The following is a 26,773-nucleotide window of genomic DNA, read 5'->3' as shown; positions in this document are numbered from 1 at the left end:
TAAACCCGGCAATAGCCAGGTTACTTTAACGACTCTTTTATGTAATTCAAAACCTTTTTTTCAATCCTTGAAACCTGCACCTGGGATATCCCAAGCATTTTAGCAACTTGACTTTGGGTTAGATCTTTAAAATATCTCAAGATTATTATTTGTCTTTGTTTAGGTTCAAGTTTATCTATAACTTCCTTTAAGGCAATTTTGTCGATGTGATCCCCTTCTGAATCCTCATCTTCACTTATTCTATCTATCAAAAGTATCGGCGAACCATCATCCTGATGAATTGTATCATATAAATATTCAGGACCGCTGATGCTCTCAAGGCTCAAAATTACATCTTCAGTAGTTATACAAAGCTCCTGAGCAATTTCTTCAATCGTTGCTTCCCTTCCCAATTCCTTAAAAAGCTTTTCCTTGGTCTGCTTAACTTTTTTTGCAGTATCCTTCATACTCCTACTAAATTTAATAAACCCATCATCCCTCAAATGCCTTCTAACTTCGCCCAAAATCATCGGAACTGCATAGGTTGAAAACTTTACATTTTGTTCTACTTTAAAGTTTTTAATAGCCTTAACAAGGCCTATACATCCAATCTGAAAAAGATCCTCATATTCAAATCCCATATTTACGAATCTTTTTATAACAAGGTTAACTAATCCTAAATTATTTTTAACTAAAATATCCTGGGCTTCTTTATCCCCATTTTGACTTCTAAGTATCAATTGATAAACTTCCTCTTGATTATCCATCAATTTTGTGGGCGAATCGTTCTGCATATGAATTCCCCCAAAATCATAATTGTTTAAACTCTTTTGTCATTATAATTCTCGTTCCCTTTCCAGGTTCTGATTCTACCTCAAGGGAATCCATAAAGGTTTCCATAACAGTAAATCCCATTCCTGATCTTTCAAGTTCGGGCCTTGATGTATAAAGGGGTTGTCTTGCAAGCTCAACATCTTCTATTCCCTTTCCATAATCGATAACCTCAACAGTCAATTTCCTTCCCTCTATTTTGCACTTTAAAACAACTGTTCCTTGAGTATTTTCATATCCATGAATAATAGCATTAGTGACAGCCTCAGAAACAGCAGTCTTAACATCAGAAAGCTCCTCTATAGTAGGATCAAGTTGTGATGCAAAGGCAGCCACAACAACTCTTGCAAAGGCCTCATTTTGAGATTTACTTGGGAATTCTAATTTCATTTCATTTTGAAACATTTTACTTCCCCCTTTTAAAATTCCAATAAAGCTTTTTGTAAGTTATCATATTCTTTAATAATTTTAAAAAGCCCCCCAAGTTCAAATATCTTTTTAATATGGGGCCTTAAGTTAATTATAGCAACTTTTCCATTAAAATCTTTAACTTTTTTGTATCTTCCTATTATTACTCCAATTCCCGAGCTGTCCATAAAGTTTACTCCCGCAAAATCAAAAATCACCTTATTAAGCCCAGTTTCATCTATTTTATTATCAATTTTTATTCTAACTTCCTCAGCTGAATGATGATCAAGCTCCCCCATAAGCTTTACTATAAGAACATCATCTTTTCTTTCAAAAATAAGCTGCATCCAAATCCCCCCAAATTAAAACTTACAGTATATATATTCTATAAAAACCATTAATTTCCTTCTTATTTCAAAAAAATAATTTACCCAAAAGGGTAAATTATTTATTACTTCTTTCTAAATTTCATAAGATAAACTGCCAAAAAGATAACTACAATTACCAAACCCAAAATAGCAGGATTTTGTAAAAAGGTTACTGATTGATATAATGTTAAAAGTCCAAAGGCAATGAAGATAATTCCTGCACCAATTTTTATATAATGCTCAGGCATTTTTTGAACTGCAAACCTTCCAAATAAAAACCCTATGCTATCGGCTATAAACATACCTATTACAGAACCTATTAAAACTGATACAGGACTCTTTAACTGTGCTGCAAGGGTAAAGGCCATGATTTGAGTTTTGTCGCCAAGTTCAGCAAGAAAAAAAGCCAAAGCGACAACAATAAAATTAGGTAGTTTAAATTTAGTCTCCTTGATTTCCTCCTCTTCTTCCTCTTCATCCCTCAAAGTCATAAATCCAAAGGCTAAGAATAAAGCTCCTGCAATAATCTGAACTAAATTCATCGGGATAAGATTTCCTATGCTGCTACCCAATAAAACAGCAATAATATTTAAAAGAACAGTAGCGATAAAAATTCCAACTGCAGCATCCCTTACTTTATATTTACTTGCAAGAGCTGCTGCAAGAAGCTGGGTTTTATCTCCCATTTCAGCAATAAGGACAAAAAATAACGTTTTGATAAGTGCCATACTATCCCTCCTGTCATTATTTTTTACAAAATAAAAGACCTTTAACACAATGCCAGAGCATTGTGTTAAAGGTCTCGCTTGCATTACGCCGATAAAGCCAGGCCATAAGGCCAGTATGTTGACTTTATCAACCCTTTCGGGCAGCTACTCCCCTTTAACATAGATTTAACTTCTGGAAATATTATAATATATTTTTCCTTAAAAGTAAATATAATAATTTTATAAGGTTTCTCTTGATAAGCAGTAAAATAAATGTTAAAATCCTATATTGTATAGATTAACAGAGGGAGGAAAATGAAAATATGGAAATGTGGCTTAAGGAAATGCAAATCGAAGGCGCTGCTATGACCTACAAGGTAAAAGAAACATTAGTTAGAAAAAAGACTCAGTATCAAGACCTTGCAATAGTTGACACAGATGTATTTGGAAGAATGCTCGTCCTTGACGGTATAGTTCAAACAACAATTAAAGATGAGTTCGTTTATCATGAAATGATAACACACATTCCTCTCTTTACACATCCAAATCCAAAGAAGGTTTTGGTTGTTGGCGGTGGAGATGGCGGTGCAATTAGAGAAATATTAAAGCATCCAAGCGTAGAAAAGGCTGTTCTTTGCGAAATCGATGGAGATGTTATAGAAGAATGCAAAAAATATCTTCCTGAAATAAGCTGTGCCCTTGATGATCCAAGATGCGAAATATTTGTTGGTGATGGTATACAATACGTTAAAGAACATAAAAATGAATTTGATGTTATTATAGTAGACTCAACAGACCCATTCAGCATTGCTGAAGGATTATTCGGTGGAAACTTCTATAAAGACATATACAACGCATTAACAGAGGATGGTATATTTGTTGCTCAAACTGAAACTCCATTCTATTTACCGGAAACAGTAAAGAAGGTATTCAATGATGCAAGAAACATATTCCCAGTAACAAAGCTATTTATGGCTGCTATTCCTACATATCCAGGAGGATATTGGAGCTTCACAATAGGATCCAAAAAATATGACCCAACTCAAGTTGATACAACAAAAATTCCAGAATTAGATACAAAATACTATACTCCTGAAATTCACAAAGCATGCTTCGTATTACCAAAATATATCCAAGAATTAGTAAAATAAGCCCTCTTATTAAGAGGGCCTATTTTTAACATATCTTCAACTACCTTGCTTTTGTCGCATTTTCCTGATGCTAAAAGCCTGTTATATATTTTCTGTGCTTCTTCCCTTTTATTGTTTAAAATATAAGATCCGACTAATTTTATTAAAAATTTTTCTTCAATTTTAATGTAATCCGTCCTTAAAGCCTCATCTACAACCCTTTTAAAGGCTTCACATGCCTTTTCGTAGTCCTTCAATTTATAATATTCTAAAGCTAATTGCATGGATAAAAACAATTTTTCATTATCCTTTAAACTATCTAATTGTAAGCCCTCCTCTAATGTTTCTATGGCTTTTTTCCTGCTAAATAGACTTCTTCTTTGATATATCCTATTTATATCTTTAAGGCTTTTTACAGGCCTTCTTGATTCATAAAATACAAACAGCAAAACGAACAGAACTAAAACTATACTTTTAATAGTTGAAGGTAAAAAATTCAAATATCCTGAAAATCCAATCAATAAAACTATAATAAACAAAAGCAAAATCATGCTTCTAAAAGCTCTATTATCCACCTACTTTAATCCTCCTACTTAATATAATCTATGTAGTTTATTATGTTGGCATTTTCATCTATATATCCTTCTATTTTATCAGACTTACATGTCAATATGGTTGTAATACCAGGTCCATGTCCCATCTTAATGCAGTCGCTGTGGATAACAACACCTATGCTTACAGCACCCTTTAAATACCCTCTTCCATAGGTATTATCACAATCCCTTAATAGGACTAAATCTCCAAATTTTAATTTATCAAGTCCAAGTCTTTTAATTTCCTCCATATCTTCTGTCATTATATCATAATCCCCTGAAAATGCAGTAGCAGCACCTATTCCTGACCCCATAAGATAAGCAGGAACCTCGGCAACAACAGGAACTTTTAATCTCCCTTCTTCTTCCTTTATAGGAATATTTAAAAATAGCCTTGGATCAACATTCATAACTTCAACATCAGGATAATCTAAAAGTTTAAGTCCCTGTCCCCATGCTTTAATTAAAATTTTGTCATCAACTGCCATCTTGTCTAAGTCTTCCTCTTCAAATTGAATTAAAACGTGGTCAATTCCTCCGTGCTTTCCAATGACAAATCCTTTAGCACCCTTTGCATCACCAGTTACAACTCTTGCCTCATTTCCAATGCAGGCAAAAAGCATTAGAGCACCATTTTCATTCTTATCCTCATTCCTAATCGAAACTCCTGGTTCAACATGATCTCCAGACCATCCAAAAACAGGATCTCCCACCTTAACATTATAAGTTATTCCACCTGTTGCAGGCAAAACATGTGCTTTTCCGTTAACATCAACCCTAAAAGGAGTTGCATTAACTGGATGATGAATTTTACCTTGAACCGATTGAAGGACAGTCCTTTCAAAATTTGTTCTTATCATATTATCCCCCCAAAAATTAAGCTAATTATATTATAACAAATATAAATTTATATGGGATAATTTTTTACAAACTACACATAATTTTATTAGAAACTCTATCGGAGGTGAAATAATGGTAAGAAAGAGCAAGAAATGGATATTAGGCAAGGAACTTCCAACAGCATCCAAAAGATATAAGATAGGTCCTGGAATTGATCTTATAGATGAAAAGTTTAGAGAAACATTTGGGTATAGAAGAAATGATACAAGATAAAAGGACTGCGAAGATGCAGTCCTTTTATTATAGGGCTCTATCTATGGCTTCCTTGTCAAATCCTACAATAATCTTGCCATTAATATCAACTACTGGAACTCCCATTTGACCTGATTTTTTAACCATCTCCATAGCTGCTGCTCTATCTGCAGCAACATTTTTTTCAGTAAATGGAACGTTTTTTTCCCTTAAGTATTCCTTAACCCTTGTGCACCATGGACAAGTTGGTGTTGTGTATACTGTAACTGCCATATTTATTCCTCCTTCATATACCCCATGTAGGTATTATATTTTCTAATAATATTATATTACTTGGTATCTAAAAAATCAACCACTTAGCCAAAATTTTACTTCATTAAATTCTTTATCTGTTATTTTAAAATATTCTTTAAGTATCTTATCTATTATTTTAATATTAGCATTCCCATACTTTAAGACTTCATTCTCTACATCTTTTATATATTCTGGTATTTTAATCCTTAAAAGATTATAAGGATAATACTCATATAAATTATCTCCAAGCTTTTTAAGGTGGGTTTTTATATAAAATTCATATATTGAGCTGTTTAAAATACCCACCAAAAACTCATAGGAATATAATGACTCATACAAACCTAAAAGTTTTAATCCATAAACATCAGCGCTAAAATAACTTCCAAAATCTATGGCAAACTTATTGCTTGCTGCCTTATAAGGAAAAACAATTTTTTTGCCTTCAAATAAATCGATACTTCTTCCCCACTGAAGCTCATACCACCTTCTGACTCCCTTTTGGCATTCTCTTCTTTTAATCAGCTTTTCCTTATATTTTTCTATATGCTTTAAAGCATTTCTATATCCTTTTTCATCATCAATTAAATTTGAATATATTAAGCATTTATCTGAGTTAATAACTTTAAATTTCTCTATATTGCTCCCTTTTATCCAGGGCTTTAATAATTTATCTTCTATTTTAAGCTTTTTTGCTTCCTCCCAAGTTAAAACAAAGGCATCATCGCATCCAGTTATTATCCCCTGAAAGCACTCTACAATATCACATAAATTTACTCCTTTAATTTTCTTTATTATGCTTTTTTCTAAGTTATTTAAAAAAATCCAACCATCATTAGATAACTCATCCTTTAAAATCTCAACTCTTTTAGTATATAAACTTGTTTTTTTCTCTATATCCTCAAAAATCTCATCAATATTTTTTTTAGAATCTGGCAAAAATTTATAATACTCTATATTTTTTCCTTCACCCTTTATAAGGTAAATAATTATATTATCAATTCCTGCATTTTTAAAAACCCTAACCCCATAAAAATCTATAATTTTTTCTATTGAAGAATTGTTTAAAATAAAATTCCTTATACCGGAGGCATGTTGCGCTTCTAGAAGGTATCTTGAAATAAAAAATATTAATTTCCCTCCGTCCATTAAAGTTTCAATGGATTTTTTAATAAAGCAATAGGAAAGATCCCCCTTGTCATAAAAAACATCACCAAAATTTTCTTTTAATTTTTCTCTATAATCTTTAAGAAGAACTTTATGTCCCATGTAGGGGGGATTACCGATTATTACATCAAATTCATCCTGATCATCGAATAAAAAATCTCCACAGACTATATTTTTAGGTATAATTCCGCTTCTTTTATAAAGCTCTAATATAGTTATTTTTAAAGCTACATCATCAAGGTCCATCCCATAGATATTATTATTTACAACATGTTCCTTTGCATTTTTAATATTTAGTTTTTCTGCATATCCCAATAATTTTTCATAAACATAAATCAAAAAAAATCCTCCCCCACAGGAGGGATCTAAAATTTTTAAATTTGGATTCTTTCTATAATCTTCAAAACTTAAAGAAGAATCCACCATATACTTTATAACCTCATAGGGAGTATAAACGCTTCCCATTTTCTTTTTTTCTTCCTTGTTCTTTAATCTTTGATATGTATCTCCTAAGCTTTCTCCCCATTTATCAAATATGCTTAAATCAATTATTCCATTAATTAAGCTTTGATAGGTTTTGTCTAAGTCATCTAAAAATTCTTTAAGCATATATCCTCCTTTATATTCTCGTAACTTCCTTCCAATCTAAGTATTTATTTAGCTTTTCAACCAGCTTTTCTAAAAAGATTTTATCAGTATCATCAAATCTATTGAACTTAGGACTGTCAATATCCAAAACCCCATAGAGCACATCATCTTTTATAATCGGAACTACAATCTCAGAATTTGATGCACTATCGCAGGCTATATGCCCTTCAAACTCATGGACATTTGGCACAATATATGTCCTCCTATCCCTTGCTGCACTTCCACAAACACCCTTACCTATTTTTATCCTCGTGCAGGCAGCTTTGCCTCCAAAGGGGGCTAAAACAAGCTCCCCATCCTTCATCAAATAAAATCCCGCCCAATTTATATCCTCTAAATTATCATATAATAGTGCCGCAACGTTGCATAAATTTGCTAAAACATCCTTTTCAGCAGATAAGTAACTTTCAATTCTATATATTAGCATCTTATAAAAATTTTCTTTTGAATCAGCAACTATCTTATTATTATTTAACATATTATCGCCTCCAATCGCTTTTTATATTAATATATCATTATACAAAAATACCTTCAACTCCAAAATAAAAGGGTGCAAATAATTTGCACCCTCATAAAAATCTTAAATCTTAAGTGCCAGGCACCTATTCTATCTCTCCTATTTTATCCTCCACTTCTTTAACAAGAGTTCCACTATCTACAAGTCGACTTGCCTTATTAATATCAATATACATTACTCTATCCTCATCAAGATGTTCTATTTCCTTTCTAATTAGCTTGTATGCAACTTCAGTTCCTCTTCCAAGTTTAAAATCACCTCTAAAATCTATGGCCTGAGCTGCAGCAAGGTATTCAATTCCTAATACCCTTGATACATTATAAATAATGCTTCTTGCCTTCCTTGCAGCAGTAGTTCCCATGCTCACATGGTCCTCTTGATTTGCAGAGGATGGAATTGAATCAACTGATGCTGGATGTGCAAGAACCTTATTCTCAGAAACCAAAGATGCTGCAGAATACTGTGCAATCATAAATCCTGAGTTAAGTCCGCCCTTTTTAGTTAAAAAGGCTGGAAGATCGTTTAATTGATAATTTACAAGTCTTTCTATTCTTCTTTCAGATACATTGGCAAGCTCTGATACTGCAATTCCTAAAAAGTCCATTGCAAGGGCAACAGGCTGTCCATGGAAATTGCCTCCTGAAATTACCCTCATCTCATCCTCAAAAATCAAAGGATTGTCTGTTGCAGAATTTATTTCTATTTCTATAACTCTTTTTACATATTCTATAGCATCTTTGCTTGCTCCATGTATCTGTGGAATGCATCTTAATGTATAGGCATCCTGAACTCTAAGTTCACCCTGCCTTGTAGTTAAACTGCTTCCCTCTAAAATCCTTAATAGGTTCCTTGCACATTTTAGCTGTCCTATCTGTGGTCTTACCTCATGAACCCTATGATAATAAGCATCAGTAATTCCCCTTAGTGCTTCAACTGTCATGGAAGCTATAATGTCTGAAGCCTTTGCAAGGTTTATAGCATCATAAACTGCTAAAGCCCCAATAGCTGTCATAACCTGAGTTCCGTTTATTAGAGCTAGTCCTTCCTTCTCAACAAGCTCAACCTTTTCAATTCCTGCTCTTTTTAAAGCCTCTTCCCCGCTTAATCTTTCGCCTTGATAATATGCTTCGCCTTCTCCAATCATTACAAGAACCATATGGGATAAAGGTGCAAGGTCTCCGCTGGCACCTAAGGATCCCTTTTCATATATAACAGGATGGACTCCTTTGTTTAGCATATCTATGAGAGTTTGAAGGGTTGATAATCTAACTCCAGAATGTCCCTTTGAAAGCGCATTAGCTCTTAAAAGCATTATAGCCCTTACTATTTCTGTGTCAAACTCATCTCCAACTGCACAGGCATGGGAAACAATGAGATTTCTTTGAAGCCTTTTTGTATCCTCCTTTGAAATTACAACATCGGCAAACTTTCCAAAGCCGGTTGTAATCCCATATTCTACTCTTTCCTCTTGAACAAACTTGTCGACTAAGGCCCTTGCCTTTTCTACCCTTAATTTAGCCTCATCTGAAAGCTCAACATAATAACCATTTCTTGCAACATTTACGACATCTTGAATAGTTAAATGGTGTCCATCGATCACAACCTTGTTCATTATTTTACCCCCCTAAAATGTTGCCAAAATATAAATTTTACATAATTATTATAACATTTATTTAACTTTTTCGAAATATATAAATATATAAAATATTTTGTCAAATTTTATCTGAATATTAGTTAAAAACATAAAAAAGCCCTTAAGAAGTATTTAACTTCTTAAGGACTCATAGATTAATCCTTTTTCACAACAAAGCTGTAAATCCAATAGCACAATACAAGTCCCATAACTGCTGAAGTCCATGGACTTGAAGTTATTGCTGGAAGTATCTTTTCTCCAATTCCAATATTTACTCCAACCATCGCAAAAACTGCAAGGAGTATTCCAACTAAAGATTCCCCAGCAACCATACCAGACGCTAAAAGAACTCCCTTTTCTGTCTTTTCCTTTAGAACTTCTTCATTGTCTTTAAACTTCTTATCAACAACTGCTCTTACAATACCACCAATTACAACCCCTGCACTTAAATGAATTGGAAGATATAGTCCAAGGGCAAATGGAAGTATTGGAATACCCATAAGTTCGCACATTACTCCAAAGGAAATACCTGCAAGAACCAATGTCCATGGAAGCTGTGAAGTCATAATTCCTTTAACAACCATTGACATCATAGTTGCCTGTGGTGCTGGAATTTCCTTTGAACCAATTCCATAAGCTGAGTTGAGCATTAGTATAACATAACCTATAGCAGCTGCAGATGCTGCAGATGCAAGGAACATACCAATTTCAAGATTCTTTGGAGTTCCACCTATTATAAATGTTGTCTTTAAGCTTTGCGCTGTTCCTCCAGCTATTGCAATAGCAACACAAACAATACCGCCTGCAATAATAGCAGCAACCATTGCCTTATTATCAGCATGTCCAGTAAGCTTTAATATACCTGTTATAAATAAAAGTGATGAAATTGTCATACCTGATATTGGATTATTTGAAGTTCCTATCATACCAACTAATCTTGCTGATACAACTGAGAAGAAGAAGGCAAATATAATTACAAATATTGCACCAGCAACTGGAACATTAGTCATTGGGAATAACCAAGCCATGATAAATACAAATATTGCACCTGCAATAACATAAGTCATAGGAACGTCAACATCTGTTCTCTTTTGGCTTGCCTTTGCACCAATACCTGACATAGCTGACTTAAAGGATCTTGCTATCGTTGGCATAGCTTTGGCAATGCTTATAAATCCACCTGCAATAACCGCACCAGCACCAACGTATCTTATATATTTACTCCATATAGCCCAAGCATCCATGTCTTTAATTAGAGCTGCTGATGGGAATAGAGGTTCTGTAAGCCCTGCTCCAATATACTTAATAAGAGGAATAAGCCCAAGCCAAGCAACAAGTGCTCCGGCAAACATATACATACCGATTTCAATGCCAACTATATAACCAACACCAATTAAAGCTGCTGTAACGTCAGCACCAAATATTGTTCCTTGTAGAGGCTTTATAGTCCATTCAGGTTCATACTTCCAAAGAAGTAACCCTTCTGATAAGAATTTGAATATTCCACCGCCTGCAACACCTGTCATCATAGTCTTAAATCCTGAACCACCAGCGCTTGAAGAAACTAAAACCTCAGCAGCTGCCATACCTTCTGGATAAACAAGTTTTCCATGTTCCTCAACTATTAAATATCTTCTTAAAGGAACAACGAATAAAATACCCAAAAGGCTACCTAAAATTGCAACAACAGTAATTGTTCCAATGGTTAGCTTATCACCAAAAATTATAACCGCAGGAATTATAAATATAAGACCACCTGCTAAGGATTCTCCCATTGAAGCCATCGCTTGAATCATATTAGCTTCAAGGATATTGTTTCTTCTTAAAATACCCTTAAGTATTCCAGTAGCCAAAATAGCACCCGGAATACCTGCAGCGATTGTCATACCGACCTTAAGTCCAAGGTAAGTATTTGCTGCACCAAATACGATTGCAAAAATAATACCAATAAAGATTGAAAGAACTGTCATTTCTGGCATAGCCTTGCTTACAGGAACATATGGAACATAATCATCACCTGAAACTCCGCCATAAGCTCCTGCAGAAAGCCCTTTGTTTTCTGTCATGGTTCCCCCTCCTTTAGAAATTTGTTATATTTTGTCGCACAAATATATAAATTCTACATAATTCTAAAAATTCCTTCTTTACATTCAAAAAAATTTTTAATTTTTTATAATTTTTTATATTCTATTTGTCATTTTATGAATAAAAAAAGCACCTCATTATGAGATGCTCAATTTAAAAACCTTTTCAATATTTTTATACGCTATTTTCTCAATATCCTCATATTTGTAACCTCTTTTAATAAGCAAATCAATCACATCTTTGGATTTTGACGCATCTTCAAGCCCTTTAGTTGCTTTATTTTCTTCAGAAAAACTTGATGTAGCATCAAAACTTAGAAAGTCGCAAAAATCAAATCCAAGAGCAACATGGTCTATTCCTGCCTTTTCAACCATATAGTCTATATGCTCAATAAAACCTTCAATCGTCGCATTAAATTCATCTATAAAATCCGGCCATGCATTAATACCAATGACTCCCCCTTTTTCTGCAATAACCTTTATCTGATCATCCTTTAAATTTCTTGGATGAGGGCAAAGAGAATAAGCATTTGAATGGGATGCTATTATTGGCCCTGTTGTAATTTCGCATATATCCCAAAATGTTTTTTCATTAGCATGGGAAACATCGATTAAAATCCCAAGTTCTTCAAGTCTTTTGACGGCAATTTGCCCAAGCCTTGTTAGGCCTCTTTTTGGATCTCCCTTAACCCCTGTTCCCAATTCATTTTCCTCATTCCATGTTAAACTTGCATGTCTTATTCCTATTTCATACAAAAGATCTAAATAATGAATATCACCCTTTATTCCTGAAAGGCCCTCACATCCTAAGACAATCTGCATCTTGCCTTCCTGTCTTATCCTTTCGAAATCTTCATACTTTAGAACAATCCCTGCAATATCTTTAATATCCTTCAATTCCTTTAAACCTTCATTAATAATTTCATTCATCCTATCTAATGGATCCATATTCATTTTATCTATCCAAATAACAGCAATTAAGCCGCCTATCCCACCCCTTTTTAGTTTTTCATAATGATATTTTCTAAAAACATCCCTTTCGCCATTTTGCCTTTTTACGGTTATATCCACTAAAATATCGGAATGTGCATCAAATATAAACATGTTTACCCCTCCCAAAATTTAAGAGAATTAGCAAGATAAGCAGGGAATAACCCTGCTTATCTTGCTAATTCATACATTGCCTTTGCATAAATCTTTGTAATTGTTATAAGGTCCTCTATTTCGATATATTCATTTGCTTGATGGATTACGTCTGGCTTTCCTGGGAAAAGTGGTCCAAAGGCAAGTGTGTTTGGCATTTCCTTTGCATAGGTTCCTCCACCTATTGCCAAAGGCTCGCTATCATCATTAACAAATTCCCTATAAACCTTCATAAGCTTTTGAACTAACTCATGATCCTTTGCAAAATAAAGGGGTTCCTGATGAGCAAGATTTTCTACCTTAATCCCTGTTCCTTCAATTCTTTTGTTAAATGGATTCATCATATCCTCAAGCTTATATGTGCAGGGGTATCTTAAGTTAAGGGCCATAGTAATTTTATCTTCCTTCATGTCAATAACTCCAACGTTAAAAGAAAGTTCCCCTGTTTCATCCTTTAAGTAGCATCCAAAAGATTCACCCTTCGTTTCAAATCCAACATATTTATTCATAAAGTCTATAAAATCCTTTATATCGCTATTGGGGAGATTAATCTCTCCAAGGAAGGCAAACATTATCATTATAGCATTCTTACCATGTTCTGGAACGCTTCCATGGGCTGAAACTCCAAAGACCTTAACTATTAGTTTATCTTCCTTTTCTTCAACTTTAACTTCAAATCCGGTTCTTCTTACAAAATCTTCAGCCTTTTCCATTATCGCTCCTTTATCCTTTGCAGCAATTCCTGCTTCGCAGTAATCCGGCACCATATTAGCTCTTTGTCCGCCCTTTATGTATTCTATCCTTATATCACCATTTCCCTTTTTCTCAAGTTCCTTTACTATATTAAACACAGTTAATCCCTTTTCAGCATGTATTAATGGGAATTCAGCATCTGGTGTAAAACCAGCAACTGGAGGCTTTTCTGATTTTAAATAATATGGGATATCATTAGAACCTGTTTCTTCATTAGTTCCAAATATTATTCTTATCCTCTTTGAAAGGGGTAAATTTAAATCCTTAATAGCTTTTAATCCATATAAAGCAGCAATCATTGGTCCCTTATCATCAAGGGCACCCCTTGCATATATTTTCCCATCGTGTATTTCTGCACCGTAAGGTGGATACTGCCATCCATCTCCTTCTGGAACAACATCTAAATGTCCTAATACTGCTATGTAATCTTCTCCTTCGCCATATTCAGCATATCCAACATATCCATCCATATTAACAGCTTTAAATCCAAGCTCCTTAGATAAATTCAAAGCATACTCTAAGGATTTTGCAACACCTTCACCAAAGGGCATTCCTTCCTTTGGAGTATCCTCAACGCTTTTAATCTTTAAAATTTCTTGTGTTGACCTTATAATCTCATCCCTCATGCCTTCAATTTTTAAATTAAGATCCATATTGATTCCCCCTTATTCTTGTTTTCCTCTTTCAAAGGCAATCCAGCCACGTCTGTTTAAATATCTTAAATACATAATAAGCCTTTCATAAACTGGTTCAGCCTCTTTTCCAAATTCCTCTAAAAGCTTTTGCCCTATGTCATAAACAGTATTTTCCCCATCGATAAGCTCCCATACCCTTGAACCTAATCCATCAAGCTCAATATCGCTTACCGCAGGCTTTTTAACAAGCCATCTTAAAAATTTTTCGATGGGCTTGTTATGGTAAAATATTAAATAAATTTTCCCATCCCTTTTTTCAAATGTAAGATGTTTTTTCCTTGGGATATAAAGTAAAAAATTATCATCCTTCTTTTGCTTTGCCATAAAATCACCTGCCCAGTAAATTAAAGGAGAAGCAAAAGCTTCTCCTTTAATTATAACTTACTATCACAATATTTAAAAGAAATTTTTAACCTTCTCTTTTTGTAGAAAAACTATATACCCAGAAGGAGAAAATCAAAAGAACAATTGCTGCAGTCCATGGACTTCCTGTGATGAGTGGAGCAATCCTTCCTCCAAAGGCTATATCTATGCCAAGTCCTGCAAAGGCTGCCACTAAAATTCCCATCAGTGCATCACCAGCAACAAGACCAGATGCGAGTAAAACTCCCTTTTCTATCTGTTCCTTTTGAACTTTCTCGTTATCCTTAAATCTATTTTCAACAAATAGCCTTATGAGCCCTCCAACTAATATTCCTGCGCTTAGATGTATTGGAAGATATAGCCCAAGGGCAACTGGAAGTATCGGAATGCCCATTAGGGCAGTCATAACTCCAAACACTGCACCTACTATTACAAGAGCCCAAGGAAGCTGTCCTGTCATAACTCCCTTAACAACCATCGACATTAATGTCGCCTGGGGTGCTGCTATTTGTTCTGAACCTATGCCATAAATTCTGTTGAGCATAAGAACAACCATTCCAACAAAAACCGATGCAATAGCAAGACCTATATACATACCTATCTCAACATACTTTGGAGTTCCACCTATGATAAAGGTTGTCTTTAAGCTCTGTGCTGCACCGCCAGCTACTGCAATTGCAACACAAACGATAGCACCAGCAACAAGGGCTGTTATCATTCCTGCATCCCCTGTATATCCAGTAAATCTTAGAACGGATGTTATAAATAGCAAAGTTGCAATTGTCATACCGGAGACAGGATTATTGGATGCACCTACAAGACCAACTATCCTTGCTGAAACTACTGCAAAGAAAAAGGAGAAAAATACAGCAAGAAGTGCCCCTATTGGTCCAGTTTTTACAACTGGAATAAACCATGCAAGGAAAAATACCAAGAAGGCTCCAATTATAACATAGGTCATAGGAACATCCATTTCAGTTCTTTTTTGTGCTGCACCCTTTGCACCTATTCCTGATATCGCTGATCTGAAGGAGTTTATAATAGTTGGTAGAGATCTTCCAAGGCTTATAAATCCCCCTGCTGCAACGGCACCAGCACCGATGTATCTTATATATTTACTCCAAATCTGCCAAGCATTCATTTCTGAAATAGGAACTGTTGCAGGGAAAAGAGGTGTTGTAAGCCCTGCACCTATATATTTTATAAGAGGTATTAATCCAAGCCATGCAACAATGGCCCCAGCAAACATATAAAGGGCCGCCTCCATACCGACGATATATCCAACTCCAACAAGGGATGCCATGGCATCAACACCAAATATAGTTCCCTGAAGGGGTCTTATAGTCCATTCCGGTTCCTCAAGCCAAAATCTAAAGCCTCCTGAAAGGAGCTTATAAATTCCTCCACCAAATAATCCTGTCATGACAGTTCTAAAACCTGCTCCTCCTTGACTTCCTGTAACCAAAACTTCAGCAGCAGCCATCGATTCAGGATAGATTAATTTCCCGTGTTCTTCAACTAATAGGTATCTTCTTAATGGAACTACAAATAATATACCAACAAGACCTCCAAGCAATGTAACGAAAACAATAGTTGAAAGCTTTAGCTCAAATCCCCAGATTATTATCGCAGGTAATGTAAATATTACTCCACCTGCAATCGACTCTCCCATTGCAGCAATCCCCTGGACCATATTAGCTTCAAGGATATTATTTCTTCTAAAAATTCCCCTTAAAAGCCCAGTTCCTAAAATCGCTGCAGGAATACCAGCTGCAATAGTCATACCAACCTTAAGCCCAAGATATGTATTTGCAGCTCCAAAAACTATCGCAAACAAAACGCCAAGTAAAATAGAAACTATTGTGGCCTCAGGCATAGCCTCACTTGCAGGAATAAAAGGAATATATTCATCTCCACTTACTCCACCATAGGCTCCGTGTGAAAGCCCCTTCTTTTCTGACATATTATCCCTCCTTATAAAATTTTGTCAAACTACTATGATTATTTCTTCTTTAATGCCACATATTTTACAATTTTGTCTATTATTATATTAACCCTATTTTAATTTTTAATACCAAAGAAAAAGGCATCGGAGTTTAAACCCCCAATGCCTTAATTGTTATTTTTTAACCATCTTAAGCATAAACTTTACCTCATCCATCTTTAATATAACTGCAACTAAAGCATAAACAACTATGCCAATGAAAACAGCACCGCCAACTCCTATAAGCTGCATAAGTTTCGATTCTATTCCAAAATTATATTCAAGAAATTTATATGTTACAAGGGCGGCAATTCCCATAACTATCGATGCTCCAATTGATTTTACGGTGGATATTATTATTTCCTTTTCCTTTAATCCATTTAGCTTTTTAGAAAGTCCCCTTTGAAGCAGAATCATATTTAATATACTTGATATAGAATAAGAAAGAGCAATTCCACCTATTGCAAGCTGTTTAAAGAACATAACAAACATTAAGTTCAAAAGTATATTAACTAAAACCGTTAAGGCCCCTACCTTAACAGGTGTTTTTGTATCCTGAAGAGAATAAAACCCTCTTGTCGATATCTGAACTGCCGATTGTCCGACTACAGCAAAACTGTAAAAGGCAAGGGCATAGGCAGTAACTAAAACGTCCTGCTCGCCAAATTTTCCCGTCTTAAATAAAAGCCTTATTATAGGAACATTTAAAGCGATCATACCAATTGCAGAAGGGATAGTTATAAACATTACCATCCTCATTCCGAGGGAAAAGGTTTCTTTAAATTTATCATATTCTCCCCTTGCAATATGCATATTTAAGCTTGGAAATATTGTTGTTGCAATCCCCATAGCGAAAATTCCAAGAGGCAAAAGCATAAGCCTATTTGCGTATCTTAAGGCAGTTATACTTCCCTCTCCTAAAACTGAAGCGATATTTTGATTTACCACAAGGTTAAGCTGAGATATTGAAAGACCAATGATTGCAGGTCCCATAAGCTGAAGCATCCTTTTGTATCCCTCATGTTTTAAATCGAGCTGGAATCTAAACCTTTTCCCAACTTTTAAAAAGTCAGGAACCTGAACTAAAAAGTTTAAAAGAGCACCAAAAATAACTCCTGCTGCAAGACCAAAAATTCCAAATCTATTTCCTAATAAAGCTGCACCAAGGATCATCCCAACATTATATAAAACCGGGCCTACAGATGGTGATGTAAATATGTTATAGGAGTTTAAAATCCCCCTCGTAAGACCAGCAAGAACCGTAAAGGTTACAGCCGTAAACATTATCCTTGTAAGCTTAACTGTTAATTCGAACATTTCCTTGCTATTTAAACTTCCAACAGCAACTAAAGGCACAAGAAACTTGGCAAATGTAATTCCTAAAATATTGAATATTATAATAAAAATAATTGCAACAGTAATAAACGTGTTTGCTGCCCTCCAGGCGTTATCATCATCTTCCTTGGCAATATATTGAGTAAAAACTGGCATAAATCCTGAACTTAATGCCCCACCTACCAAAAGGTAAAACATAACATCAGGAATTGTAAAGGCTGCAAAAAACGCATCAGTGACATAACTTCTTCCATAAACCTTTGCAACAATCATTTCCCTTACAAACCCTAATATTCTGCTTAAAAAAAGCATGAGCATAACTATAGCCGTTGCCCTGCCTATATTCTTCTTCGACATTCTTCTACTCCTTTCTAAAGTGCCTGGCACTTAAGATTTAAGTTTCTTTTTTCATGTAAATTAAGCCCCTCAGTTATTTTACCACTTGAGATTGTTATCTATCAAGGGATAGAATTAAGTTAGGAATAAAATAAAAACAAAAAAGCAGAGAATAATTCTCTGCCACTTAAATATTTATGTTGCTGAGCCAATCAATAATATTATTAATAAGTTCTTTCCCATCTGCGTCGATATCAATATTTCTTAAACTTTCATTAATAGTATCAAAATTAAAATCTAAATCTTTAATGGCTAAATTAATTTTTTCAATAACTTGAGTCTCTATAGCATCAGAATAAACGTATGACTTCACAATTTTACCCTTTTCAAGTTGCAAATTAAATTCTATCTCGCCCCATATAAACCTTTTTGAAAAACTTATATTAAAATCCGGTGTTTCTCCATAAATCCATTCCCAAGATGAATGTTTTTCATAAAATTTTTCTATATTAAATGCAATAGGATCTACAATTTCAATATTATTACCATAAACATTTTTAAATTCTTCTATCAGCCTATTTATTATCGCTTCTACAGTTATTTCAGGTTTAATATCTTTCAAATTAACGACCCTAGCTTTTACTGAATCTATTCCCTTTGAAATGATTTTTTCTTTTGATACATTTAGATATCTTATCATTCTTGATATATCAGTATTAACTAAAATTGTTCCATGGTGAAGTCCTACATGCTCATCGACATAAAATGCGTTACCTGAAAATTTCCTTCCATTTGCAATAATGTCATTTCTTCCTGAAAGTTCTGCGTTAATACCTAGCTTTTTTATTGCATTTAATATTAGATTAAATTGTTTAGTTTGATCATATTGCTCTTTATCGACTAAAAAAGAAAAATTTACATTTCCAAGATCATGATAGACCGCTCCTCCTCCAGTAATACGTCTTGCAATTTTCCCACCATTCCTTTTTAGTGTAGTAATATTGCACTCTTTCCATGGATTTTGATTTTTCCCAATAATAACGGTTTTGTCATTTTGCCATATATATAAAAAAATTTCTCCTTTATTTATTGAGTTCAAAATAGCTTCTTCAAGAGCTAAGTTGAACCATGGATCATGTATTTTTGAAAATACGATTTTAGGTTTAATATTTCTATGCAAAGTGAATTGCTCCCTTCTCAAGTCCTAATGCAGCCTCATGTATTATTTCAGAAGTTGTAGGGTGTGCATATATAGTTTCAATAATGTCTTCTGGACAGAGATTCTTTTTTATCGCCAATGTTATGTTTGCAATAAGATCTGTAGCATGTATTCCTATTATAGTAGCTCCTATAATTTTCTTATTATGTATATCCTCTATAAGCTTTATAAAACCTCTGTTATCTCCATAGGTTAACGCTTTGCCATTTGAAGCAAAAGGAATTTTAGAAACTTTTATTTCAATGCCCTTACTTATAGCTTCCCTCTCATTTATCCCAACTGTTGCAATTTCCGGCTCTGTGAATATTGCTGATGGAACATTTGCATAATCCATTTCTTTTTCTTTGCCAAGTATATTATCAACCGCAACAATCCCTTGATGAGAAGCGACATGAGCCAGTAAGATTCTATCAGTCACATCACCTATAGCATATATATTAGATATGTTAGTTTGCATTTTTGAATTTACCTTTATTCCCCTTTTGTTATCATTCAATTCAATACCTAATTTTTCAATTCCTAGTTCATCCATATAAGGTTTTCTTCCGACAGCTAAAAGTATCTTATCTCCCCTTAGATATTTTCTTTCACCCTTCTGTAGAAAGCCTACTATTAATTCATCATCTTCAGTTTTAAATACCTCTTCCACCTTCGATCCAGTATAAATTTTTATACCTTTTTCAATAGCATTTCTACTAATTTCTGCAATAACATCATCATCAAGATTTGCAAGACAATTATCAAAATATTCAATTATAGAAACATCAACACCAAAATTTGCAAATATAAATGCGAACTCCATTCCTATAACTCCGCCACCGATTATTATCATTTTTTTAGGAAGGTCTTTTATCTCTAAAGCTTCATCACTAGTAATTATGTTGTTATTGTTAATTTCATTAATACCTTCTATTTGTGGAATATATGGTTTTGAACCCGTAGCTATTATTATATTTTGTGCTTTTACTATGTATTCTCTGGAATTCCCTTTTACATGAATAGTTTCTTTATCGGCAAAGCTTCCTAAACCCTCTAAAACCGTTACATTATTCTTCTTCATTAAATATTTAATCCCAGAATTAAGTTCATTTACAACTTTATTTTTTCGTTCTATAACCTTTTTAATATCAACACTTGGATTTTGTAGTAAACAACCAAATTTATCTGCATTTTTTATAATTTTATACACTTCAGCTGAACGAACCAAAGCTTTAGTTGGAATACACCCTCTGTTTAAACAAGTTCCTCCAAGTTTATCCTTTTCAATTAAGACTACATTCTTACCATTTTGTGCTGCATAAATTGCAGCAACATAACCACCTGGTCCTCCTCCGATTATTGCTATATCGCATTTTAATTCTTCCTCTTTTGGTTTTAGTATAGTTGCAAAATAATCAAAAGCAAAATTTTCTTCCGATTTAGTCTTTATTTCTTTTGTGTCTTTATTAGAATAATCTTCTTTAATAATTGCAATAACTGAATTCTTAGTAATTATATCGCCTTCATTTACATAAATCGATTCTATAATACCTTTTACTCCTGGTATTATGGGAATAGCTGCTTTATTTCCTTCAACTTCTATTAAAACATCTCCTGTTTCAATACTATCCCCAACTTTTTTATAAATTTTAACAACCTGTGCCTCATTTTCATGTCCTAAATACCTTTCAAGTGTTACCTTCATATAAATTCCCCCATACAAAAAGGCAGCAATGCTGCCTTTTAAATTACTTATTAAAATCCTTCCTAAACTCTTCAATTGAATCCTTAACAAGCGTTACTGTATAAGCCATTGAAGGTCCTCCACCAAATGCTACGGCAACCATTGCAGCTTCCATAATTTCTTCAGGAGTAGCTCCAGCTTCAAGAGCTTTATAAACATGGAACACAATACAGTATTCACATCTATTGTATGCAGCAATACCAACACTAATTAATTCCTTTGTCTTAACATCAACAGCATTTGGTTTATATGCTGCACCAAGAAGATTCATAAAAGCTCCTACTTGCTCTCCATTAGACTTTGAAACAACTTGAAGTCCACCCATAAACTCATTTAACATTTCCCTTGGATTTTTTCCCATTGTTACCCCTCCTAATTACTTGCTATTCTAATTATTAGTATAGCAAGTATTATGCAAAAAATCAATAAAAAATTTGATTATTTTTTGACAAACATATTACATATTCATACATTCTCTAAATTTTCCATAAATTTATCTAAAACCTTTTTGAATATTTCTATCTCTTCATCGCTAATTCCCCTTGAAGCTAATTGGCTCATTTTTTCACCTTCAGGTAAAAGTTCTTCTATCCTTTTTTTCCCTTTTTCAGTAAGTTCAATATAAGTAATCCTTCTATCATTGCTATCTTTAAATCTCACTATAAATCCATCTTTCTCCATTCTATCTACAAGCCGAACTGTTGTAGACTCCTTAATATTCATTTTGTCTGATAATTCTTTTTGACTCATCCTACCATCCCTTAATAAAAAATACATAGCAGTCCATTGAACTCGTGTAACTCCAAAAGGTAATAATCTTTCATTGAAGGTATCAGCTAGCTTTTTAGCAACCTTATTAGTTGAAAAGCATACACAAGTATCTAAATCAAACATTAGCATGCCTCCTTAGCAAACATTATTGACAATAACTTTCTATTATGAAATTATATTAGACTTAAAATAAAAATTCCATTATATTATATTATAATAATTATTAGTAATAATTCTATAATAATATAAAGGAGATGTTCATATGAGGCTCTATTACCAAAATCCCTACATGTCCGAATGGGAGGCAAAAATAATAAATCAAATAGAAAAGGGCGGCCTTTATTTAATTGAGCTTTCCGAAACCGCCTTTTATCCTGAGGGCGGAGGACAGCCAAGAGATTTTGGCTGGATTGATGGCATTGAAGTTGTAGATTTAGTAGAAGAGGATGAAAAAATATATCATGTAGTAAAAGAAAAAATAAATAAAGAAACCGTAACTTGCAGAATAGATTTTGAAAGAAGATTTGACCACATGCAGAACCACACTGGGCAGCACCTTTTGTCGGCAGTCTTTCTAGAAATGTGTAATGCTCCAACTAACAGCTTTCACCTTGGTGATGACTATTTGACCATCGACATAGGACTAGAAAACATAAATGATAAAATAGTTTTAAATGTTGAAAACAGGGTTAATGAGCTTATATTTAAAAATATTCTCGTAAAATCCTACATAGTTAATCTAGATGAAGCAAGAAAACTCCCATTAAGAAAACTACCACCAACAAACGTTGATATAAGAATAGTAGAAATAGAAGGAATTGATTATTCCCCCTGCTGTGGCACCCACGTAAAAAGCCTTGGGGAAATAGGAATGCTAAAAATACTTAAAACAGAAAAATACAAAAACATGACAAGGATATATTTTAAATGTGGAAAAAGGCTATTAAAGGATTTTCAAGAAAAGAATATTATTATAAATAGCCTTATTAAGAACCTTTCTGTCCCTCAATCAGAGATTTTATTAAAATTTGACTCCCTACAAAGCGAAATAAAAAACCTTACAAGGCAGCTAAATTCCTTAAAAGAATTAAACGCAGAATTCATAGCAAAGGAGCTTTTAAATGAATCTAAGAAAAATAAAATAGTAAAAATATTTGAAGATAAATCCTTTGAAGAGGTTCAAACAATTGCAAGCAAAATAACATCTCTAAGGGATGACTTAGTTGTCCTTGCATCTTTAAAGGATAAAAAGGTTGTCCTTGCACACAACGGTAGCCTCGACATAAACTGCGGCAAAATATTCAAAGAAGAACTTCCAAAGTTTAATGGTCGAGGCGGTGGAAGCCCAAAATTTTCTCAGGGAAGTTTTGAAACGATAAACGATCTTAATGATTTCATCGCATTTTTAAGCAGATAATTAAAGAGAATCCCTACCTCGGGGATTCTCTTACATTATTCCACACCTCATCATCAATGTCGTTATCCCAAAAATCTATACTTGATTCGCTTGATTTTATAAGGTCATTGAATATCTTTTTATCATGCTTCATCTTTAAAAAAGTTATAAAATCTATAATTTCCATAACATCATCATCAGGTATATCTTTAATTAAATCAAATAGAAGTTTTTTAGCTGTATTCATTAACATCACCTTCCAACCATATGCTTATATTAATATTATATCACAATACCTTAAAAATAGCATATAACTATTAGTTATCCTGCCACTCTCTTTCCAAGGTAAGCCTCCTGAACTTTTGGATCTGATGCAATATCCTTTGCACCCCCCTCAAGGGTTATTCTCCCCTGTTCAAGGACATAGGCTCTGTCGGCAATTTCAAGGGCCTTGAAGGCGTTTTGTTCAACAAGAAGAATTGTTTTTCCCATCTTCTTTATATCCAAAATTATCTTGAAAATTGTATCCACAAGCAGCGGTGCAAGACCTAATGAAGGCTCATCAAGAAGCATAATTTCAGGCCTTCCCATAAGGGCCCTTCCTATTGCCAGCATCTGCTGCTCTCCTCCTGATAACGTTCCTGCCATCTGCTTTTCCCTTTCCTTGAGCCTTGGAAAAATCTCATAAACATTTTGAAGATCCTTATTTATCTCCGCCTTATCCCTTCGAAGATAAGCCCCCAAAAGCAGATTATCCTTTACAGTTAGATTTGCAAACACAAGCCTTCCTTCAGGAACCTGACAAATTCCTTTAGCTACAATCTTATGAGGACTAAAGGATAATTTTTCACCCTTATAAAAAATCTCTCCCTCCTTTGGTTTTACAATACCGGTTATAGTATTTAAAAGCGTTGACTTTCCAGCACCATTTGAACCGATTATGGTTACTATCTCCCCTTGATTCACCTCAACATTGATTCCCTTAAGGGCATGTATACCTCCATAATATACATGCAAATTTTTCACCTTAAGCATTATTACCACCCCCTAGGTAAGCCTTTTGAACCTCTGGATTTTGTTGAATTTCTTTAGGGGTTCCCTCGGCAAGCTTGCATCCAAAGTTTAAAACCACAATTTTATCGCATATCTCCATAACAAGATCCATATGATGCTCAATCAAAAGAACGCTAAGATCAAATTTATCCCTTATAAATGCTATAAGTTCCGTTAGCTTTTCCGTCTCCTCAGGATTCATCCCCGCAGCAGGCTCGTCAAGTAGTAGAAGCTTTGGTCTTAGGGCAAGGGCCCTTGCAATCTCAAGTCTTCTTTGAAGACCATACGGTAAATTGTTGGCAATAAAATTTCTTCTATCCTGAAGCCCTAAAATCTCCATGAGCTCCTCTGCCTGTTCCTTTAGAAGCTTTTCCTCCCTATAAAACCTTGAATTCCTTTTAATCTTTTCAGGAACTAAACCAAAAACCATCGCTTCAAATAGGCTATAATTGGCATTATACTGACAAGCAGTAAGGACATTTTCATATACCGTTAGCCTTTTAAAGAGCCTTATATTCTGGAATGTCCTTGTAATACCCATATTGGCTATTTTAAAGGCTTCTTCATTTTGAATTTCTTTCCCATCAAAAACTATTTTTCCTCCCGTCACCTTATAAACCCCAGTAACCAAATTAAATATAGTTGTCTTTCCTGCTCCGTTAGGCCCTATAAGTCCAGTAATACTTCCCCTTTCAACATCAAAGGTAACATCATTAACTGCAGTAAGTCCCCCAAATTGCTTAGTTAATCCATTAACCTCCAATATATTCATTTACTTGCCCCCTCTACCTTAGCTTCTTTAACTCTTTTTCTAAACAAATTCCTTAAAACCTCAAAACTAAGTTCCTTGCCCCCCATAAGTCCTTCTGGCCTTGCAATCATAATAAATACAACTATAACTCCGTAAACCACCAATCTCCAATTTGCAAAACTTCTTAAAATTTCAGGAAGGGCAATTAAAAGAATAGTTCCAACTACACTTCCGGTTAAACTTCCAAGTCCACCAAATATAACTATAATCGTAAGTTCCGTTGATCTTGTGAGGCTGAAAATCTTAGGCTGTAAAAATCCAAGATAAGTTCCTAAAAGTCCTCCGCCTACTCCTGCGTAGAAGGCACTTATAACAAGAGAAATCATCTTATATTTAAAGGTATCAATTCCAATAATACTGGATGCGAGTTCCTCCTCCCTTACCGCAATCATGTTTCTTCCATGCCTTGACCTTATAATATTTCTAAGAAGAATGACTGCTATAATATCTATTATAATTACAGTTATCAAAGTTGTTTTAAGTGGAAGTCCAGGCCATCCCCTTGCTCCTCCAAAATATTGAATGTTATCTAATAGAAGCCTTATTGCCTCTCCAAAACCTAAAGTTGCAATACAGAAATAATCTCCCTTTAACTTTAATGTAAGCTTTCCTATGATAAAACTAAAAAATGCAGCAAATAGTCCTCCCATTAAAATGGCAGGAATAAAGGGAACTTCAAGCTTTATCATCATAAAGGCAGTTGTATATCCACCGATTGCCATAAACCCTGCATGTCCAAAGGAAAAAAGTCCAGTAAATCCTGTTAAAAGGGATAGCCCTAATACAGGCAGAAGATAAATTCCTGCAAGCATTATAATGCCCTTTAAATAATACCAACTAAGCATATAAAGCCCTCCTTACGCCTTGTCTTCTGTAACTTTGCCCATAAGTCCCATGGGTCTTACAACTAATATAAAAATAAGGAGCACAAAGGCTATTAAATCCCTATATTGTGAGGATATATAACCCGACGTTATTGTTTCAATTATTCCTAAAAGGACAGACCCTATTACTGCCCCCTGTAAACTTCCAAGCCCTCCAAATACAGCAGCAATAAAGGATTTTAAAGTGATATTCCCAATCTGAGGATATACTGTATATTTCATTCCAAATAAAACACCTGCAAGTCCTGCTAAAAAACCTCCAAGCCCAAAAACAAGAAGGATTATAAAATCCGTATTTATCCCCATTAAGGCACTAGCCTTCATGTTAAAGGATGTGGCCTGAATAGCCTTTCCTATTTTTGTATGGTCAATCAAGTAGATCAATAAAACTAAGAAAACAGCTGAAATTATAAACATCGTCAAATCTATTCTTCCGATAGCCAAATTCCCAATTTTAATAGGCTGAGCTGAGAAAACCTCAGGATAGGTTCTAAAGGTTGGCCCTATAGTTGCAATTATTATATTTTCAAGGAAAATCGAAACTCCCATCGCAGAAATTATAAAATATAAAAATGGAGCCCTTCTATCCCTAAGGGGTTTATATGCAACCCTTTCAACCAGTATCGCCATTAGGGCAGCACATATTCCTGAAGCAATAAAGGCGACGGAAAATGGAAATTTATAAAGGGTCATAAAGAAAAATCCAAAATAAGCGCCAAACATTATAATTCCACCATGGGCAAAGTTAGAAAAATTCATTATACTATAAACCAGCGAATATCCCACCGCCATTAGAGCATAAACGCTTCCAATCGAAAGGCCATTTATAATCTGCTGAATAAATCCCGACATCTTTTTT

The 26,773-nt window shown here is 34.3% G+C and carries 28 protein-coding genes and 1 riboswitch; of the genes, 3 read left to right on the top strand and 25 right to left on the bottom strand.

All coding sequences use genetic code 11. The features are described from left to right. Positions 1-20: 20 nt before the first annotated feature. The 4 genes from sigF to Q3V94_RS11115 form a co-directional block, all read right to left on the bottom strand. On the bottom strand, positions 21-773 hold the full coding sequence (gene sigF, locus Q3V94_RS11130; RefSeq protein ID WP_303527751.1) for an RNA polymerase sporulation sigma factor SigF: 753 nt from the start codon (positions 771-773) through the stop codon (positions 21-23). Positions 774-789: 16 nt separating this feature from the next. After that, positions 790-1,215: an anti-sigma F factor gene (spoIIAB, locus tag Q3V94_RS11125; protein WP_274765833.1), complete on the bottom strand. Its 426-nt coding sequence runs from the start codon at positions 1,213-1,215 to the stop codon at positions 790-792. 14 nt (positions 1,216-1,229) lie between these two features. Then, positions 1,230-1,565, bottom strand: a complete 336-nt coding sequence (gene spoIIAA, locus Q3V94_RS11120) for an anti-sigma F factor antagonist (RefSeq protein ID WP_303527750.1) — start codon at positions 1,563-1,565, stop codon at positions 1,230-1,232. Positions 1,566-1,669: 104 nt separating this feature from the next. Beyond that, a complete protein-coding gene (locus tag Q3V94_RS11115) occupies positions 1,670-2,314 on the bottom strand; it encodes a TMEM165/GDT1 family protein (RefSeq protein WP_303527747.1) in 645 nt (214 codons plus the stop codon). 12 nt (positions 2,315-2,326) lie between these two features. Next, positions 2,327-2,479: riboswitch (yybP-ykoY riboswitch) on the bottom strand. Between the two features lie 137 nt (positions 2,480-2,616). Here Q3V94_RS11115 and speE point away from each other — a divergent pair. Next, a complete protein-coding gene (gene speE / locus Q3V94_RS11110; RefSeq protein WP_008909494.1) occupies positions 2,617-3,444 on the top strand; it encodes a polyamine aminopropyltransferase in 828 nt (275 codons plus the stop codon). Here the strand turns inward: speE and Q3V94_RS11105 are convergent. After that, positions 3,393-3,998 (bottom strand): lipopolysaccharide assembly protein LapB, encoded by a 606-nt coding sequence (locus Q3V94_RS11105; protein ID WP_303527743.1) that lies wholly within the window; start codon positions 3,996-3,998, stop codon positions 3,393-3,395. The genes speE and Q3V94_RS11105 overlap by 52 nt on opposite strands. 14 nt (positions 3,999-4,012) lie before the next feature. After that, the gene (locus Q3V94_RS11100; RefSeq protein WP_303527741.1) at positions 4,013-4,876 is read right to left on the bottom strand and encodes a DUF4438 domain-containing protein; all 864 of its coding nucleotides are present in this window, start codon (positions 4,874-4,876) and stop codon (positions 4,013-4,015) included. A gap of 112 nt (positions 4,877-4,988) precedes the next feature. Here Q3V94_RS11100 and Q3V94_RS11095 point away from each other — a divergent pair, with 112 nt between their 5' ends. Next, on the top strand, positions 4,989-5,129 hold the full coding sequence (locus Q3V94_RS11095; RefSeq protein WP_008909497.1) for a hypothetical protein: 141 nt from the start codon (positions 4,989-4,991) through the stop codon (positions 5,127-5,129). 27 nt (positions 5,130-5,156) lie between these two features. Here the strand turns inward: Q3V94_RS11095 and Q3V94_RS11090 are convergent, their stop codons facing one another. From Q3V94_RS11090 to Q3V94_RS11025, 14 genes are all read right to left on the bottom strand, one after another. After that, on the bottom strand, positions 5,157-5,381 hold the full coding sequence (locus Q3V94_RS11090; RefSeq protein ID WP_274765839.1) for a glutaredoxin family protein: 225 nt from the start codon (positions 5,379-5,381) through the stop codon (positions 5,157-5,159). A 75-nt stretch (positions 5,382-5,456) separates the two neighbouring features. After that, on the bottom strand, positions 5,457-7,175 hold the full coding sequence (locus Q3V94_RS11085) for an N-6 DNA methylase (RefSeq protein WP_303527736.1): 1,719 nt from the start codon (positions 7,173-7,175) through the stop codon (positions 5,457-5,459). Between the two features lie 10 nt (positions 7,176-7,185). Continuing rightward, positions 7,186-7,692: a GAF domain-containing protein gene (locus Q3V94_RS11080; protein ID WP_303527733.1), complete on the bottom strand. Its 507-nt coding sequence runs from the start codon at positions 7,690-7,692 to the stop codon at positions 7,186-7,188. Between the two features lie 124 nt (positions 7,693-7,816). Then, a complete protein-coding gene (hutH, locus tag Q3V94_RS11075) occupies positions 7,817-9,343 on the bottom strand; it encodes a histidine ammonia-lyase (protein WP_303527730.1) in 1,527 nt (508 codons plus the stop codon). A 176-nt stretch (positions 9,344-9,519) separates the two neighbouring features. Then, complete coding sequence (locus Q3V94_RS11070; RefSeq protein WP_303527727.1) at positions 9,520-11,430, bottom strand: OPT family oligopeptide transporter; 1,911 nt, start codon at positions 11,428-11,430, stop codon at positions 9,520-9,522. Between the two features lie 156 nt (positions 11,431-11,586). Continuing rightward, positions 11,587-12,552 (bottom strand): dipeptidase, encoded by a 966-nt coding sequence (locus Q3V94_RS11065; protein WP_303527724.1) that lies wholly within the window; start codon positions 12,550-12,552, stop codon positions 11,587-11,589. A gap of 56 nt (positions 12,553-12,608) precedes the next feature. Beyond that, positions 12,609-13,997, bottom strand: a complete 1,389-nt coding sequence (pepV, locus tag Q3V94_RS11060; RefSeq protein WP_303527722.1) for a dipeptidase PepV — start codon at positions 13,995-13,997, stop codon at positions 12,609-12,611. A 12-nt stretch (positions 13,998-14,009) separates the two neighbouring features. Next, positions 14,010-14,363, bottom strand: coding sequence for a PqqD family protein (locus Q3V94_RS11055; protein ID WP_008909505.1), 354 nt, complete (start codon positions 14,361-14,363; stop codon positions 14,010-14,012). 85 nt (positions 14,364-14,448) lie between these two features. Further along, positions 14,449-16,365 (bottom strand): OPT family oligopeptide transporter, encoded by a 1,917-nt coding sequence (locus Q3V94_RS11050; RefSeq protein ID WP_303527718.1) that lies wholly within the window; start codon positions 16,363-16,365, stop codon positions 14,449-14,451. A 156-nt stretch (positions 16,366-16,521) separates the two neighbouring features. Then, entirely contained in the window at positions 16,522-18,078 is a 1,557-nt protein-coding gene (gene murJ, locus Q3V94_RS11045; RefSeq protein WP_303527714.1) for a murein biosynthesis integral membrane protein MurJ, read from the bottom strand. 166 nt (positions 18,079-18,244) lie between these two features. Then, positions 18,245-19,237, bottom strand: a complete 993-nt coding sequence (locus Q3V94_RS11040) for a lipoate--protein ligase (RefSeq protein WP_303527711.1) — start codon at positions 19,235-19,237, stop codon at positions 18,245-18,247. Beyond that, the gene (lpdA, locus tag Q3V94_RS11035; protein ID WP_303527709.1) at positions 19,230-20,960 is read right to left on the bottom strand and encodes a dihydrolipoyl dehydrogenase; all 1,731 of its coding nucleotides are present in this window, start codon (positions 20,958-20,960) and stop codon (positions 19,230-19,232) included. The genes Q3V94_RS11040 and lpdA overlap by 8 nt, the downstream gene beginning before the upstream one ends. 43 nt (positions 20,961-21,003) lie before the next feature. Beyond that, positions 21,004-21,360 (bottom strand): carboxymuconolactone decarboxylase family protein, encoded by a 357-nt coding sequence (locus Q3V94_RS11030; protein WP_008909510.1) that lies wholly within the window; start codon positions 21,358-21,360, stop codon positions 21,004-21,006. A 104-nt stretch (positions 21,361-21,464) separates the two neighbouring features. Further along, on the bottom strand, positions 21,465-21,893 hold the full coding sequence (locus Q3V94_RS11025) for a MarR family winged helix-turn-helix transcriptional regulator (RefSeq protein WP_303527705.1): 429 nt from the start codon (positions 21,891-21,893) through the stop codon (positions 21,465-21,467). 166 nt (positions 21,894-22,059) lie between these two features. On the opposite strand from Q3V94_RS11025, the gene Q3V94_RS11020 reads away from it, so the two are divergent. Further along, on the top strand, positions 22,060-23,187 hold the full coding sequence (locus Q3V94_RS11020; protein ID WP_303527703.1) for a DHHA1 domain-containing protein: 1,128 nt from the start codon (positions 22,060-22,062) through the stop codon (positions 23,185-23,187). 13 nt (positions 23,188-23,200) lie between these two features. Here the strand turns inward: Q3V94_RS11020 and Q3V94_RS11015 are convergent, their stop codons facing one another. The 5 genes from Q3V94_RS11015 to Q3V94_RS10995 form a co-directional block, all read right to left on the bottom strand. Continuing rightward, positions 23,201-23,413, bottom strand: a complete 213-nt coding sequence (locus Q3V94_RS11015; protein WP_303527700.1) for a DUF2281 domain-containing protein — start codon at positions 23,411-23,413, stop codon at positions 23,201-23,203. 74 nt (positions 23,414-23,487) lie between these two features. Then, a complete protein-coding gene (locus Q3V94_RS11010; RefSeq protein WP_303527698.1) occupies positions 23,488-24,201 on the bottom strand; it encodes an ABC transporter ATP-binding protein in 714 nt (237 codons plus the stop codon). Further along, the gene (locus Q3V94_RS11005) at positions 24,194-24,991 is read right to left on the bottom strand and encodes an ABC transporter ATP-binding protein (protein ID WP_303527696.1); all 798 of its coding nucleotides are present in this window, start codon (positions 24,989-24,991) and stop codon (positions 24,194-24,196) included. The genes Q3V94_RS11010 and Q3V94_RS11005 overlap by 8 nt, the downstream gene beginning before the upstream one ends. Next, positions 24,988-25,875: a branched-chain amino acid ABC transporter permease gene (locus Q3V94_RS11000; protein ID WP_303527693.1), complete on the bottom strand. Its 888-nt coding sequence runs from the start codon at positions 25,873-25,875 to the stop codon at positions 24,988-24,990. Before Q3V94_RS11000 ends, Q3V94_RS11005 begins: the two co-directional genes overlap by 4 nt. A 12-nt stretch (positions 25,876-25,887) precedes the next feature. After that, positions 25,888-26,766: a branched-chain amino acid ABC transporter permease gene (locus Q3V94_RS10995; protein WP_008909522.1), complete on the bottom strand. Its 879-nt coding sequence runs from the start codon at positions 26,764-26,766 to the stop codon at positions 25,888-25,890. Between the last annotated feature and the right edge of the window lie 7 nt (positions 26,767-26,773).

It is taken from the genome of Caloramator sp. CAR-1 (assembly GCF_030546345.1).
GTDB classification, from domain to species: domain Bacteria; phylum Bacillota; class Clostridia; order Clostridiales; family Caloramatoraceae; genus Caloramator; species Caloramator australicus.
Note: the sequence above shows the minus strand (reverse complement) of the source record. Positions and strands in the feature narration are given on the sequence as shown.